Source organism: Pandoraea sputorum, from assembly GCF_000814845.2.
Lineage (GTDB): Bacteria > Pseudomonadota > Gammaproteobacteria > Burkholderiales > Burkholderiaceae > Pandoraea > Pandoraea sputorum.
On sequence record NZ_CP010431.2, the window covers coordinates 2084042 to 2097451 of the forward strand.

Annotated in this window: 12 protein-coding genes; 4 read left to right on the forward strand and 8 right to left on the reverse strand. The window is 62.4% G+C overall.

Going from position 1 to position 13410, the window contains the following annotated elements; genetic code table 11:
* Nucleotides 1-564: 564 nt before the first annotated feature.
* The 3 genes from NA29_RS09230 to wrbA form a co-directional block, all read right to left on the reverse strand.
* Nucleotides 565-1986: an FAD-binding oxidoreductase gene (locus NA29_RS09230; RefSeq protein ID WP_039397665.1), complete on the reverse strand. Its 1422-nt coding sequence runs from the start codon at nucleotides 1984-1986 to the stop codon at nucleotides 565-567.
* Between the two features lie 72 nt (nucleotides 1987-2058).
* Nucleotides 2059-2511: a DUF2069 domain-containing protein gene (locus NA29_RS09235; protein WP_084103592.1), complete on the reverse strand. Its 453-nt coding sequence runs from the start codon at nucleotides 2509-2511 to the stop codon at nucleotides 2059-2061.
* A gap of 37 nt (nucleotides 2512-2548) precedes the next feature.
* Nucleotides 2549-3136: an NAD(P)H:quinone oxidoreductase gene (gene wrbA / locus NA29_RS09240; RefSeq protein ID WP_039397667.1), complete on the reverse strand. Its 588-nt coding sequence runs from the start codon at nucleotides 3134-3136 to the stop codon at nucleotides 2549-2551.
* 313 nt (nucleotides 3137-3449) lie between these two features.
* Here wrbA and NA29_RS09245 point away from each other — a divergent pair, with 313 nt between their 5' ends.
* Complete coding sequence (locus NA29_RS09245; RefSeq protein ID WP_224786809.1) at nucleotides 3450-4802, forward strand: YihY family inner membrane protein; 1353 nt, start codon at nucleotides 3450-3452, stop codon at nucleotides 4800-4802.
* On the opposite strand, the gene NA29_RS09250 is transcribed toward NA29_RS09245, so the two are convergent.
* The 3 genes from NA29_RS09250 to NA29_RS09260 form a co-directional block, all read right to left on the reverse strand.
* Entirely contained in the window at nucleotides 4799-5131 is a 333-nt protein-coding gene (locus tag NA29_RS09250) for an Mpo1-like protein (protein ID WP_039397669.1), read from the reverse strand. The two genes, NA29_RS09245 and NA29_RS09250, sit on opposite strands and share 4 nt — an antisense overlap.
* A gap of 108 nt (nucleotides 5132-5239) precedes the next feature.
* Nucleotides 5240-6055, reverse strand: coding sequence for an alpha/beta fold hydrolase (locus NA29_RS09255; RefSeq protein ID WP_039397671.1), 816 nt, complete (start codon nucleotides 6053-6055; stop codon nucleotides 5240-5242).
* Complete coding sequence (locus NA29_RS09260; RefSeq protein WP_039397673.1) at nucleotides 6052-7359, reverse strand: O-acetylhomoserine aminocarboxypropyltransferase; 1308 nt, start codon at nucleotides 7357-7359, stop codon at nucleotides 6052-6054. Before NA29_RS09260 ends, NA29_RS09255 begins: the two co-directional genes overlap by 4 nt.
* 373 nt (nucleotides 7360-7732) lie before the next feature.
* Here NA29_RS09260 and NA29_RS09265 point away from each other — a divergent pair, with 373 nt between their 5' ends.
* From NA29_RS09265 to aroC, 3 genes are read left to right on the forward strand one after another with little or no spacing between them, the layout of a single operon-like run.
* On the forward strand, nucleotides 7733-8188 hold the full coding sequence (locus tag NA29_RS09265; RefSeq protein WP_039397675.1) for a CBS domain-containing protein: 456 nt from the start codon (nucleotides 7733-7735) through the stop codon (nucleotides 8186-8188).
* Nucleotides 8185-10104: an MFS transporter gene (locus NA29_RS09270; RefSeq protein ID WP_052252733.1), complete on the forward strand. Its 1920-nt coding sequence runs from the start codon at nucleotides 8185-8187 to the stop codon at nucleotides 10102-10104. Before NA29_RS09265 ends, NA29_RS09270 begins: the two co-directional genes overlap by 4 nt.
* Nucleotides 10105-10140: 36 nt before the next feature.
* A complete protein-coding gene (gene aroC, locus NA29_RS09275; protein ID WP_039397677.1) occupies nucleotides 10141-11244 on the forward strand; it encodes a chorismate synthase in 1104 nt (367 codons plus the stop codon).
* A 119-nt stretch (nucleotides 11245-11363) separates the two neighbouring features.
* Here the strand turns inward: aroC and NA29_RS09280 are convergent, their stop codons facing one another.
* Both NA29_RS09280 and NA29_RS09285 read right to left on the reverse strand, forming a co-directional pair.
* On the reverse strand, nucleotides 11364-11681 hold the full coding sequence (locus NA29_RS09280) for an MliC family protein (RefSeq protein ID WP_095178428.1): 318 nt from the start codon (nucleotides 11679-11681) through the stop codon (nucleotides 11364-11366).
* A 53-nt stretch (nucleotides 11682-11734) separates the two neighbouring features.
* The gene (locus tag NA29_RS09285) at nucleotides 11735-13405 is read right to left on the reverse strand and encodes an electron transfer flavoprotein-ubiquinone oxidoreductase (protein WP_039397681.1); all 1671 of its coding nucleotides are present in this window, start codon (nucleotides 13403-13405) and stop codon (nucleotides 11735-11737) included.
* Nucleotides 13406-13410 lie beyond the last annotated feature (5 nt).

The window sequence follows — 13410 nt, forward strand, 5'->3', positions numbered from 1 at the left end:
CTTCCGAGCCACGGATGGTGCGGGAGGCGTACGGATAACGTCACGCGATACATGAATTCGACGCAAGCGTCGGCAGGCTTGATCGCGCCTCGGGTGACCGACGATGTCATGTCGGTCGCGTGACGGCGCTAAAAAGCGTGCCTTGTTCCGGATGACGTGACGTCATCCGTCAAACAAACGCTGAACGGCGGTGATAGGTGCGGGAAATCTGAATCGCTTACCGAAGTCTCGGATGACGCTGACGTCATGGGGATTCGGTGCGATCGATGCACTACCGCTGCGGCATTGAGGCCGGCAGCGGCAGTCGGGGACGACTGCGGGTTACCGGGCCAACGCCTCGCCGGTCATTGCCGACGCTTGCGTGCTTCTAGAGCAACTGCCCACGGAAAACTCCGTCGTAATTGGAAAGAAGCCATTCTAGGGATTTGGAGCGTGTCTGTAAAGAAAATGGCGGGATTTCGCGGCGTTTTGTCGCGAAATTGACGACATTTCTCCAAAAAACGGCGAATTTTTAATGCGTAGTCATCGATTGCATCGATGGCTTGCCGCGATGTCCTGATCTGCTCAGTCGGGCAGCACTTTGCCGGGATTCATCAGCCCGAGCGGATCGAACGCCGACTTGAGCGCGCGCATCAGCGCGATTTCCACGGGCGATTTGTAATGGGCGGACGCGTCGCGCTTGAACTGCCCGAGGCCATGCTCGGCGCTGATCGTGCCGCGATGCGCATGCACGCTGTCGTGGACGGCGGCGGTGACGGGCGTTTGATATTGCTTGAGGAAGGCGGCCGGGTCGACGCCGTCCGGTGCCATCACGTTGTAGTGCAGATTGCCGTCGCCGAGATGGCCGAACGTCACCATTCGCGCACCCGGCGCAATGCGCTGCACGATGGGATCGGTCGCTGCGATGAACGCGGGCACCTGTGAGACGGGCACGGCGATGTCGTGCTTGATGTTAAGTCCTGTGGCCGATTGCGCCAGCGGAATGCTCTCGCGCAGGTGCCAGAGCGCATTCGACTGCGCGAGGCTGCTGGCGACAATGGCGTCGCGCACGATGCCCCGCTCGATGGCGGCATTCAGCACCCGTTCCAACAGGTCGCGCGCGTGCGCCTCGCTCTCGTTGTCGGAGAGTTCGAGCAGTACCGACTGTGCATAGGGTTGGGAGAACGGGTAGCGCAGCGACGTGAAAACCTGTGCGACCAACTGCATACAGAAATCGGACATCAGTTCGAAGCCCGTGAGCAACGGCCCAGCCATGCGCTGTGCAAGATTCAGCAAAGCGAGGGCTTCGGCGGGGCTGTCGAGCGCTGCGAGCGCCGTCATGCGCGCGGCGGGTTGTGCAAAGAGCTTGAGCGTCGCCGCCGTGATCAGGCCAAGTGTGCCTTCCGCGCCGATGAACAGATCGCGCAGATCGTATCCGGTGTTGTCCTTGCGCAGGCCGCGCAGGCCGTCCCACAACTCGCCCTGCGGCGTGACGACTTCCAGGCCCAGACACAACTCGCGTGCATTGCCGTATCGCAGCACCGCCGTGCCGCCTGCGTTCGTCGCCAGATTGCCGCCGATGGTGCAGCTGCCTTCGGCCGCGAGGCTCAGCGGAAACAGACGCTCGGCGGCGGCCGCAGCGGCCTGCACATTGGCGAGGAGGCACCCGGCTTCGGCGGTGAGTGTCAGGTTATCGGCGTCTACCTGACGGATACGATCCAGACGCCGCAGGCTGATCACGACCTGATGGCCGCTGGTGTCAGGCGTTGCGCCGCCAGCGAGGCCAGTGTTCCCCCCTTGCGGCACCATCGGCACACCATGTGCGATGCACAGACGCACAAGCGCGGCGGTCTGGACGGCGTCGGCAGGACGTAGGACAGCGAGCGCGTTGCCAACGTACCGTTTGCGCTGATCGGTGAGGTAAGTGCCGGTGTCGGCGCGCTCAGTCAGCACATGATCGCGACCCAGCAAGTCGCGACAGGCTGTGAGGAATTCGGCGTGGTTCATTTGACGAAGGCGGGGCGAAGGCGTGAGGCGGGAATGCAGGGACGGCGTCGCCTGAAGGGGAGGTGCAGCGCGCTAGCGCGCTGCCGCCGCCCGGGCTTTCGCAGCGCGCTTGAAGGGTCGCAGATAAAAGACGGTCGCGAAGAAAAAGATCAGCGACAGCGCCGTCTCGATCCAGGCGAGCGTGGCAGATGGGCCGGTATCGCTCATGCCACGCACCACGCCTTCTGCGAGGAATAACAGGATGAACATGCTCGACCACTGGAGCGTGTACAGGTTGCCGCGCAATACGCCGCGCAGCGGCAGGAGCAAAAGTAACGCCTTGAGCACGAGCCACGAACCGCCTGGACGCAGCGGCGCCAGCCACAGTTCCCACGCTACCGACAACGCGATCAACGCCAGCAAGCTGGCAATGCTCACTCGTCGCAACCCCTGGGCGTGGCCCGGCGAGGGTGCCCGACGGACATCGACTTGCGGGGCATCGTCACGCGGGAGGTCGTGCTGACGGTCGGGCGGCGTGGCAGTCATGGGCGTGTCTCGTGGACTGTACTACTGCGGGAAGTGATCATTCTGCCAGCTTGCAGGCCGCGCGTGCGAGTCGTGCGCCGAGTGCCGAGGCGAGCTGACGTTCGTCCGCCGAGAGCGGGTTGCCGTCGTGTGCGAAGTGCGTCGCGCCGTAAGGTGAGCCGCCGGTGCGCGTGCTCGAGAGCGCAGGTTCGGTGTACGGGAGTCCCATGAGCAGCATCCCGTGGTGCAGCAGCGGGATCATCATCGACAACAACGTGCTTTCCTGACCGCCGTGGAGGCTGGCGCTGGACGTGAACACGCATGCGGGCTTGCCAGCGAGCGCACCGGACAACCACTGGGGCGTGGTGCCGTCGAGAAAGTACTTCAGCGCGGCAGCCATGTTGCCGAAGCGGGTCGGCGAGCCGAGCGCGAGACCGGCGCACTCTTCCAGATCGCGCAATTCGACGTACGGTGGGCCGCTGTCCGGAATGTCCGGTGCGCTGGCTTCGCATACCGTCGACACGGCGGGCACGGTGCGCACGCGGGCTTGTGCGCCGGGAACGCTGTCGATTCCCGCAGCAATGCATTGGGCGAGTTGTGCGGTGGTGCCGTGACGGCTGTAGTACAAGACGAGGATTTCAGTCATTGATGCGAGTGAGCGAAGAATCGAATGCGAGCCGGTTGACCGGAACCGCGGGCGTTCCATCTTCCGGAGCACGCTGGCAACGCTGCCAAAGCCCCAAGTGCAGAGTGAAAAGCCTGCGAAAAGTGCGGGTATTATAGGGCGTTCCTGGTGGCGTGATTGTAGGGTGGCGTGGGCGCGGCGGATCGCGCTCGACCCGCTGCCATTGTCAGATTCTTGTCACGCGGTCGTACCTGTGTCGTACGTGTGTCGAACCGGTGTCGTGTGGGTGTAGTGCTTTCGTAGTGTCTGTGTATTACCTGGTAAGGAGCCCGATTTGTTCAAACTGTCCCGCATCAACTGGAATAACGTTCGCCAACTGCTGAGGTACGCGCTCGCGCGGGCGCAGGACGACCGGATTCCCCAAGTGGCGGGCAGTCTGACGTTCACCTCGATTCTGTCGATCGTGCCGTTGTTCGCCGTGACCTTCGCCTTGTTTACGGCGTTCCCGATTTTCAATTCGTTTCGCGACGCCCTTCAGGGCTTTCTGCTCGAACACCTGATGCCGGAGAGCGTCAACGCACAGATATTCAATTACCTCAATCAGTTCGCCTCGAAAGCGAAGAGCCTGACGGCGTTCGGTCTGATCGGTTTGCTCTTCACCTCCGTGCTGACGTTGATGACGATCGAGTCGGCATTCAACGTCATCTGGCGTGTGCCGCGTCCGCGTCCACTGGCCCAGCGTCTGCTCATTTACTGGAGCCTGCTCACGCTCGGGCCGTTGTTGTTCGGTGTGAGTCTGTCGATCAGTTCCTATGTCTTCACGCAATCGATGTCGCTGGTGAGCACCTTGCCACCGGCCGTGGCGTCGCTGCTCAGTCTGATTCCGCTGGCACTCACGAGCGTGGCGTTCATGCTGATGTACGTCTACATGCCGAATTGCAAGGTCGACTGGCGCGACGCGCTGGTGGGCGGCGTGGTGGCGGCGCTGGCGTTCGATCTGACCAAGCGCGGCTTCGGCATGTACATCCGGCAGTTCCCGACCTATACGGCGGTGTACGGTGCCTTCGCAGCCGTGCCGATCTTCCTGCTCTGGATCTACCTCTCGTGGCTCGTCGCGCTGGCGGGCGCGACGATCACATCGGTGCTTCCCGCGTTGCGCCTTGGCCATTTCCAGTATCCACGCTTCCCCGGCAGCGATTTGCTCGATGGCCTGACACTCATCCATCTGCTCAATCAGGATCGTGAAGCCGGTGGCAGTGGTTATACGACGCAGCAACTGGCGCGCACCATGCGCACGAGTCTTGAACACGCTAACGAGCTGCTGTGCCGCCTCGAACGCATGGGCTGGGTCGGACGCATGACCATGCAACCCCCCGCCGAGCGTTGGCTGCTGCTTGCGAACCCACGGACGACGACTCTGGCGCCGCTCGTCGCCCAACTGGCGCTCAACGTGGACGAACTGGCCCGGCAGATGGAGCGACATGCGCTGGATGGCGCACATGTGGCCGACATGCTGCGCGAAGGGAAGTGGGACGTGCCGCTTGCTGACGCGCTGCCGCGTGACCCGTCGTCACTCGATGCAGACGCGTCGGACGAAAGCGATGCGTGCACTGACACCCGCCATTCGACCGACACGCCTTCGGCGCAGGATGTCCGGCAATGGACCCCCGCGTCCGGCAAGCGCTAAAGCTTGATGCGGCCGACGCAGATGTCGCGAAACATGACCCAGTCGCCCATCAGGCTGTAGACGGGATGCCGAAACGTGGCGGGCCGGTTCTTCTCGAAGAAGAAGTGCCCGACCCACGCGAACGCATAACCGCAGACGACTGCCGCAAGCAGCCACCACGCGTTGCCCGTCACAGCGAACGTCACCAAAAAAGCGATCACCCCCCACGAGCCGACGAAGTGCAGGCGGCGGCACGTGGCATTCCTGTGTTCGCCGAGATAGAACGGGTAAAAGTCCGCGAACCGGTCGAACGTTCTTGTTGCCGGTTCGGGGTCACGGCCCTCGGTCATGGCAAGCCTCCTTGTCCTGGTTGGCGAAAGTGACGTTTTCGCGTCATGCATCCCGGTCACACATTCCGATTGTGCGGTGTTGTCCAATCAGCCTGCATCCAGACCGGGTCAGTCTCGCAAGAATCGTTTGAGCGCGTCGAGCAGTGCATCCGGCTGTTCGGTCATGATGGCATGACCAGCGTTGACGAGTTCTACCGTCACCGGCGCGCCGTTGTCTCGCAAGGCGTCGAGCAGGGCTTGCGCGGCGCGCGGCGGTGTCATCTGGTCGCGTTGTCCCAGCACGGCCAGCACCGGGCACTTGATTCGCGCGGGGGCGTCCATGCCCTGATCGTAGCCGTTGCAAGCCTCGAAATCCGTAAGAAACACTTTGGCCGGATTCCGTTGCGCGACGCGCTCCATCAACCGCTGGTTGCCGCCCCATGTCCAGAACCCGGGGCCCGGCGCGGAAGGTTTGGCCGCGAGCGTGCTATGCGACCAGGCATTGACCAGTGCGATGGCCTCGGACTCGCGCTCGGCGGCGGCGCTGAGCAATGTGTCGGCGACCTTCATCGGGTAGGCCGTGCCCACCAGCGCGATACGCGAGACGCGGGCCGGGTGACGTGCGGCCGCATCCAGCGCAATCAGCGACCCCATGCTGTGGCCCACCCATGTCGCGCGCTCGACACCCGCTGCGTCGAGCACTGCGACCACGCAATCCGCCATCTCACCGATGGTCTTTAGCGGCGCGCCGGTGCTGCGATGATGTCCCGGCAGATCGAGCGCGAGCACGTTCATGCCGTGATGCGCCAGATATCGACTCTGCAACCCCCAGACACTGTGATCGTGCTGTGCGCCGTGCAGGAAAACCACGGTCGGCTGCGTCGGTTGAATCGGCTTGCCTGCGGTGTAGGCGTAGACGTTATTGCCCGCAATGTCGAAATTCATCGTGCCTGCCCCTTCGAAGACGATTTCACCGCCGCCTTGAGGCCGCGCTTGAGGTCCTGAATCAGATCGTCGGCGTCTTCCAGTCCGATGGACAGGCGTACGGTGCCTTCCCCGATGCCGGCAGCGGCGAGGGCGGCGGCGTCCATGCGGAAGTGCGTGGTGGACGCGGGGTGAATGACCAGCGAGCGTGCGTCGCCGACGTTCGCGAGGTGCGAGAACAACTGCAACGCTTCAATGAATCGCCGACCGGCTTCGCGATCTCCCTTCAGGTTGAAACTGAAGACTGCACCGGCACCGCGCGGAAGTAACCGTTTCGCCAATGCGTAATCGGGGTGCGACGGCAACTCTGGGTAGGCGACGCTCTCGACCGCTTCGTGACCTGCGAGGAACTCGACAACCTTGCGCGCATTCTCGACGTGGCGCGCCATGCGCAACGGAAGCGTTTCGATCCCCTGAAGCAGTTGCCAGGCGGCCTGTGGGTGAAGGCACGCGCCGAAATCGCGCAACCCTTCGCGCCGTGCACGCAACAGGAACGGCGCGACCGAGCTTTCCTCTGCGAAGACCATGCCGTGGAAGCCGTCATAGGGTTCGGTCAATTCGGGAAATTTGCCGCTTTTCTCGAAATCGAACGTGCCGCCGTCGATCAGCACGCCACCGATGGTCGTGCCGTGGCCGCCGAGGAATTTCGTCGCCGAGTGATAAACGAGGTCCGCACCGTGCTCGAAGGGCTGGATGAGCCACGGCGTCGTGAACGTGCTGTCGACGAGCAGGGGTACGCCCGCGTCGTGCGCGATGGCCGCGACCTGTGCGATGTCGAGCACGTCGAGGCCGGGGTTCCCCAGCGTCTCGCCGAAAAACAGGCGCGTCTCAGGGCGGACGGCTGCCCGCCAGCCCGCCAGATCGCCGGGGCGAACGAACGTCGTTTCGATGCCGAACCGGCGCAACGTGTAATGCAGCAGATTGTGTGAACCGCCGTAGAGCGCGCTTGACGCCACGATATGCGAGCCGGCCCCCATCAGGGTCGCGATGGCCAGATGCAGCGCAGCTTGTCCGCTCGCCGTTGCAATCGCGCCGACGCCATTCTCCAGCGCTGCCATGCGTTCTTCGAAGACCGCGTTCGTCGGATTGGAAATCCGGGAATACACATGCCCGGCACGCTCCATATTGAACAGGGCGGCCGCCTGATCGGCATCGGAGAACACGAAGGAGGTGGTCTGATAGATCGGTGTGGCACGCGCCCCCGTGGTGGGGTCGGGGGCCGCACCGGCGTGCAGGGCAAGCGTATCGAAGTGCGGGACTGACATGTCGTGGATGGCCTCGCAGGTGGTGTGATGTGAGCTTTACGTATACGGCAATCCTAGCACCACCTTCGTGCGCTCCGGCAGGCATTACGGGGGGATCAGGGAAATTGCGGTGTTGTCTTACGTCAGCGGCAAGGTGTTGTCCGAGAAGGAGGTGGAATCGGCTGAAAACCCGCGTGGTACGGCCATGTCGGCGTTCTTCGCCTTTCCTTTTGGGGCGCTTTCCGATAGCATCCATCGAAAAGGTTCCAATCACTATTTGACACGGAGACAGCGGGCGTACGCGTCGGCCATCCGTCTCGCAAGCCGAGTTCGGCAACGTCGGCGGCAACGTTCTGCCATGATTGCCGGAGCAACACAATGAGGAGTGTGTGCCATGCGTGTGTCTGACATCCTGAAAGTAAAGGGCAACACCCTTTTCACCGTGACCCCGGAGACGTCGCTGGCGGATGCCGTCGACACGATGGCGGAACATGACATCGGTTCGCTCGTCGTGATGGAGTACGGCGATCTCGTGGGCATGCTCACGTTCCGCGAGATCATCAACACGATCAGTAAGAACGGCGGCACGGTCGGCGGCTCCACGATTCGCAAGATCATGGACGACCATCCGCTGACCTGCACGCCCGAGACGGACGTCAACGAAGTGCGTCGCATGATGCTCGAGCGCCACGCGCGCTATCTGCCGGTCATGGAAAGCCGCACGCTCATGGGCGTAATCTCCTTCTACGATGTGGCCCGCGCGGTCGTCGAGGAGCAATCCTTCGAGAACCGTATGCTCAAGGCCTACATTCGCGACTGGCCTGCCGAGGAAGCGGAAAACGCAAAGTGAGTGAGGCCAGTCAGCGCGAGGCTCGCGGCGACGGCCACCAATCACGACTGCTGAAGGAACGCCGTTTCGCGCCGTTCTTCTGGACGCAGTTCCTCGGTGCGATGAACGACAACGTGTTCAAGATTGCGTTCACGTCGCTCGTCACGTATCACGCATCGCTTTTTCAGGACGTCGATGGCAAGACCGCGGCGTTCCTGATCTCGGCCATTTTCATCGCACCGTTTCTCCTGTTCTCCGCGACCAGCGGGCAGATTGCCGACAAGTGGGACAAGGCCCGGCTGATCCGCTTCGTCAAGACACTGGAGATTGCCATCATGGTCGTGGGCGCTGCCGGGTTCGTCTGGACGAGCGCGCCGATGCTGTACGTCTGCACGTTTCTGATGGGCTTGCACTCGACGCTGTTCGGGCCGGTGAAGTACGCGTATCTGCCGCAGCACCTCGCCAATCATGAACTGGTCGGTGGCAACGGGCTGGTTGAGATGGGCACGTTCGTGGCGATTCTCGTCGGCACGATCATCGGCGGCGAATTGGCGGGGGCGGGCGCAGGTGCGCTGCCGTGGATCGGCGGCGTGTGTATCGGTCTGGCGGTGCTCGGGCGTCTGGTCTCCACCTGGGTGCCGCAAACACCTGCCGCGCAACCGGACCTGCGCATCAACTGGAATCCGTTTACCGAAACGTGGCGAAATCTGAGCATCGCGCGCAAGGATCGCGCCGTGTTTCAGAGCCTGCTCGGGATTTCGTGGTTGTGGTTTCTCGGCGCCACATTCCTCGCATCGTTCTTCAATTTTTCGCGCGACGTGCTGGGGGCGAACCCCGACGTCGTGACGTTGCTGCTGGCCATGTTCTCCGTCGGCATCGGCTTGGGGTCGCTGCTCTGTGAGCGTCTCTCGGGTGGCAAGGTGGAAATCGGGCTGGTGCCGTTCGGGTCGATCGGCATGACGGTATTTGCCGTCGATTTGTACTTCGCGAGCCGGGGCGGCGCGCCCGGCGGGGCGTTGCAGACGGTCGGACAGTTCATCTCGCAACCCGCCCATTGGCGCATCCTGGCCGATCTGTTCCTGCTGGCGATGTTCGGTGGCTTCTACAGTGTCCCGTTGTATGCACTGATTCAGAGCGGAAGCGCGCCGTCGCATCGCGCGCGCATCATTGCGGCAAACAATATTCTGAACGCCTTGTTCATGGTCGTCTCTGCGCTGATGGCCATGATGCTCACGAAGGCCGGACTGACCATCGATCAGTTGTATCTCGTTACCGGCATTCTCAACGCGCTCGTCGCCGTCTATCTCTATACGTTACTCCCCGAGTTCCTGATTCGATTCGTGATGTGGTTGATGCTCCACACCATTTATCGAATCGAGGTGAAAGGCGCGGATCGGATTCCGGACGAGGGGCCTTGCGTTCTGGTGTGCAATCACGTGAGCTTTGCCGATGCCGTGGTGATCGGCGCGTCGATTCGTCGCCCGGTGCGTTTCGTGATGGATCATCGGATTTTCCAGATTCCCGTGCTGTCCTGGTTCTTCCGGACCGTGGGCGCCATTCCGATTGCGCCGGCGCACGAGGACGCGGCGGGCCTGGAGCGCGCTTACGCGCAGATCGCCAGGGCGCTCGACGCAGGGGATGTGGTTTGCATCTTCCCGGAGGGCAAGCTCACGGCGTCGGGCGACCTGCAAGTGTTTCGGCAGGGCGTGCAGCGCATCATCGAGCGCTCCCCTGTGCCGGTCGTGCCGATGGCGCTGCGTGGACTGTGGGGAAGTTTCTTCTCGCGGCACGGCGGGGCAGCCATGACGCGTCCGTTCAAGCGAGGCATTCTGAACCGGCTGGAACTGGTGATCGGTGAGCCGGTCGCGCCGGCGCACGCGACGCCGGAATCTTTGCGCGACAAGGTACTCAAGCTTCGCGGCCCCTGGCCGGTATAATAGACAATTCCCGTCACACCCCAATCTGATCCCCGTATGTCTGGCAATACGCTTGGAACCCTGTTTACCGTTACCACTTTCGGCGAATCTCATGGCCCGGCCATCGGCTGTGTGATCGATGGATGTCCGCCGGGAATGGCGCTGACGGAAGCCGACATTCAGGTGGAACTGGATCGCCGCCGTCCGGGTACGTCGCGTCACGTGACGCAGCGCAACGAGCCGGATGCCGTCGAGATTCTCTCGGGCGTATTCGAAGGTGTGACGACAGGCACGCCCATCGCCTTGCTCATTCGCAATACCGATCAGCGCAGCAAGGATTACGGCAACATCGTGCAGACGTTCCGTCCCGGGCACGCCGATTACACCTATTTGCAGAAATACGGCGTGCGCGACTATCGCGGCGGCGGACGTTCGTCGGCGCGTCTGACGGCACCGGTCGTGGCAGCGGGTGCGGTGGCGAAGAAGTGGCTGGCGGAGCGCTTTGGCGTGCAGGTGCGTGGCTGCATGACGCAGCTCGGCGAAATCGAAATTCCGCAGAGCGACTGGTCGCAAGTGCCTCAGAACCCGTTTTTCGCAGCAAACGCGGAGGTTGTCCCGCAGCTCGAAGCGTACATGGACGATCTGCGCAAGGCCGGTGATTCGGTCGGCGCGAAGTTGCGTGTGATCGCAACGGGCGTGCCGGTCGGTCTCGGGGAGCCGTTGTTCGATCGCCTCGATGCCGATATCGCGCACGCCATGATGGGGTTGAACGCCGTCAAGGGCGTCGAGATCGGTGCGGGATTCCGCAGCGTGACGCAGAAGGGGTCCGAGCACGGCGACGAACTGACGCCGGAAGGCTTTGTCGGCAACAATGCCGGCGGGATTCTGGGTGGCATTTCGACGGGCCAGGACATCGACGTCTCGATTGCCATCAAGCCGACGTCGAGCATCCGTACGCCGCGCCAGTCGATCGACGTCAATGGACAGCCAGCGACGGTAGAGACGTTTGGTCGTCACGATCCGTGCGTCGGCATTCGCGCGACGCCGATTGCCGAAGCGTTGCTGGCGCTCGTGCTGATCGACCATGCGCTGCGTCATCGTGCGCAGTGCGGCGATGTTCACGTGAACACGCCGGTCATTCCGGCGCGCGCACCGGACTAAGCGGAGTGGGGGAAGTAAAGCGGCGTGAGCCGAAGCGCTGAACCCACAAAAAAACGCCAGACGATAAGTCTGGCGTTTTTCACATCTGCGGCCTCATCTTTCGCTTTCGGTTGGTGCGATTACTCGCGACATTGCGTGATGGGTTGCTCGCCCTTGGCGGTGTACAGCGTGCCTTCAGGGCCCTTGCTCCACCAGATGAGCGTGCGTCCGACGTGCTTTTCTCCACTCGCGGCGCGCGCCGGTTTGAGGACCTCGCGTTTGCCCATCCAGTACAGCGTGACGTCGCCACCGAGGTTGTGATCGTCGTAGACGAGCACGGCGACGTGCTGGTTGTCGCACAGGTAACTCACCGTCTTGGCCTGGACGGCGCCGCCGGTCAGTGCGAGGGCGCTTGCCAACGTCGCGCCCGACATCCATACGGAAATTCTCGTCATCATGCCTCCTGTGTGTGCAAATAAAAACCGCCGGGCGAACCGGCGGCAATACAACATCACATATTCGGGTAGTTCGGACCGCCGCCGCCTTCCGGCGTGACCCACACGATGTTTTGCGTCGGGTCCTTGATGTCGCACGTTTTGCAGTGCACGCAGTTCTGGGCGTTGATCTGCAAACGTTCGGAGTCGTCGTCGTTCTTCACGAACTCGTACACACCGGCCGGGCAGTAGCGTTGTTCCGGCCCGGCGTATTCGTTGAGATTGATACCGACCGGCACGCTCGCGTCCTTGAGCGTCAGGTGAGCCGGTTGGTTCTCTTCGTGGTTGGTATTCGAGATGAACACCGACGACAGACGGTCGAACGTGAGCTTGCCATCCGGCTTCGGATAGACGATCGGCTGGCATTGCGCGGCCGGCAGCAGACATTCATGATCGGCTTTCTTGCGATGAATCGTCCAGGGCATCTTGCCGCCGAGCAGCTTTTGCTCGATACCGGTCATGAGCGTCGCGACCGTCAAACCCTTCTTGAACCACTGCTTGAAGTTGCGTGCCTTGTTCAGTTCCTCGTGCAACCACGATTGCTCGAATGCGGCCGGGTAGGTCGTCAGCTCGTCGCGCTGGCGATCTGCCGTGACGGCATCGAACGCAGCATCGGCGGCCATCATGCCGCTCTTGATCGCGGCGTGGCTGCCCTTGATGCGGCTGACGTTGAGGAAACCAGCTTCGCAGCCGACCAGCGCACCGCCCTTGAACACCAGCTTCGGCAGCGCGAGCAAACCACCTGCCGTGATGGCGCGGGCACCGTACGAAATGCGTTTGCCGCCTTCGAGGAAGTGGCGGATCGACGGATGCGTCTTGTAGCGTTGGAACTCCTCGAACGGCGACAGATACGGATTGCTGTAGTCCAGCCCGACGATAAAGCCGACGGCCACCTGATTATTCGGCAGATGGTAGAGGAACGAGCCGCCGTAGGTGCTCGAATTGAGCGGCCAGCCCGCCGTGTGAATCACCAGCCCTTCCTTGTGCTTGGACGGATCGATTTCCCACAATTCCTTGATGCCAAGACCGTACGCCTGAGGATCGCGCCCCTCATCGAGGTTGAACTTGCGCATTAGTTGGCGGCCGAGACTGCCGCGCGCACCTTCAGAGAAGATCGTGTACTTGGCGTGCAGCTCCATGCCGAGCTGGAAATTCTCGGTCGGCTCGCCGTCCTTGCCGATACCCATATTGCCGGTCGCCACGCCCATGACCGCGCCGTTTTCGTCATAAAGCACTTCGGCGGCAGGGAAGCCCGGGAAGATTTCGACGCCCAGCGCTTCGGCCTGCTGGCCGAGCCAGCGCACGACGTTGCCCAGGCTGATGACGTAATTACCGTGATTCTGGAAGCAGGCAGGCAGCAGCCAGGAAGGCGTGGAGGTCGCGCCTGTTTCGCTCAGGAACAGGAAGCGGTCTTCGACGACGGGGGTGTCGAGCGGTGCGCCGAGTTCCTTCCAGTTGGGGATGAGTTCGGTCAGGGCTTGCGGATCCATGACCGCGCCGGACAGGATGTGAGCCCCGATTTCCGAGCCTTTTTCCAGGACGCAGACGGAAATCTCCTTGCCCGCTTCCTGTGCGCGTTGCTTCAAACGGATAGCCGTGGACAGGCCGGCCGGACCGCCGCCAACAATGACGACGTCATACTCCATCGACTCCCTCGGGCCGTACTGCTCAAGCAGCTTGGGATCCATTGATG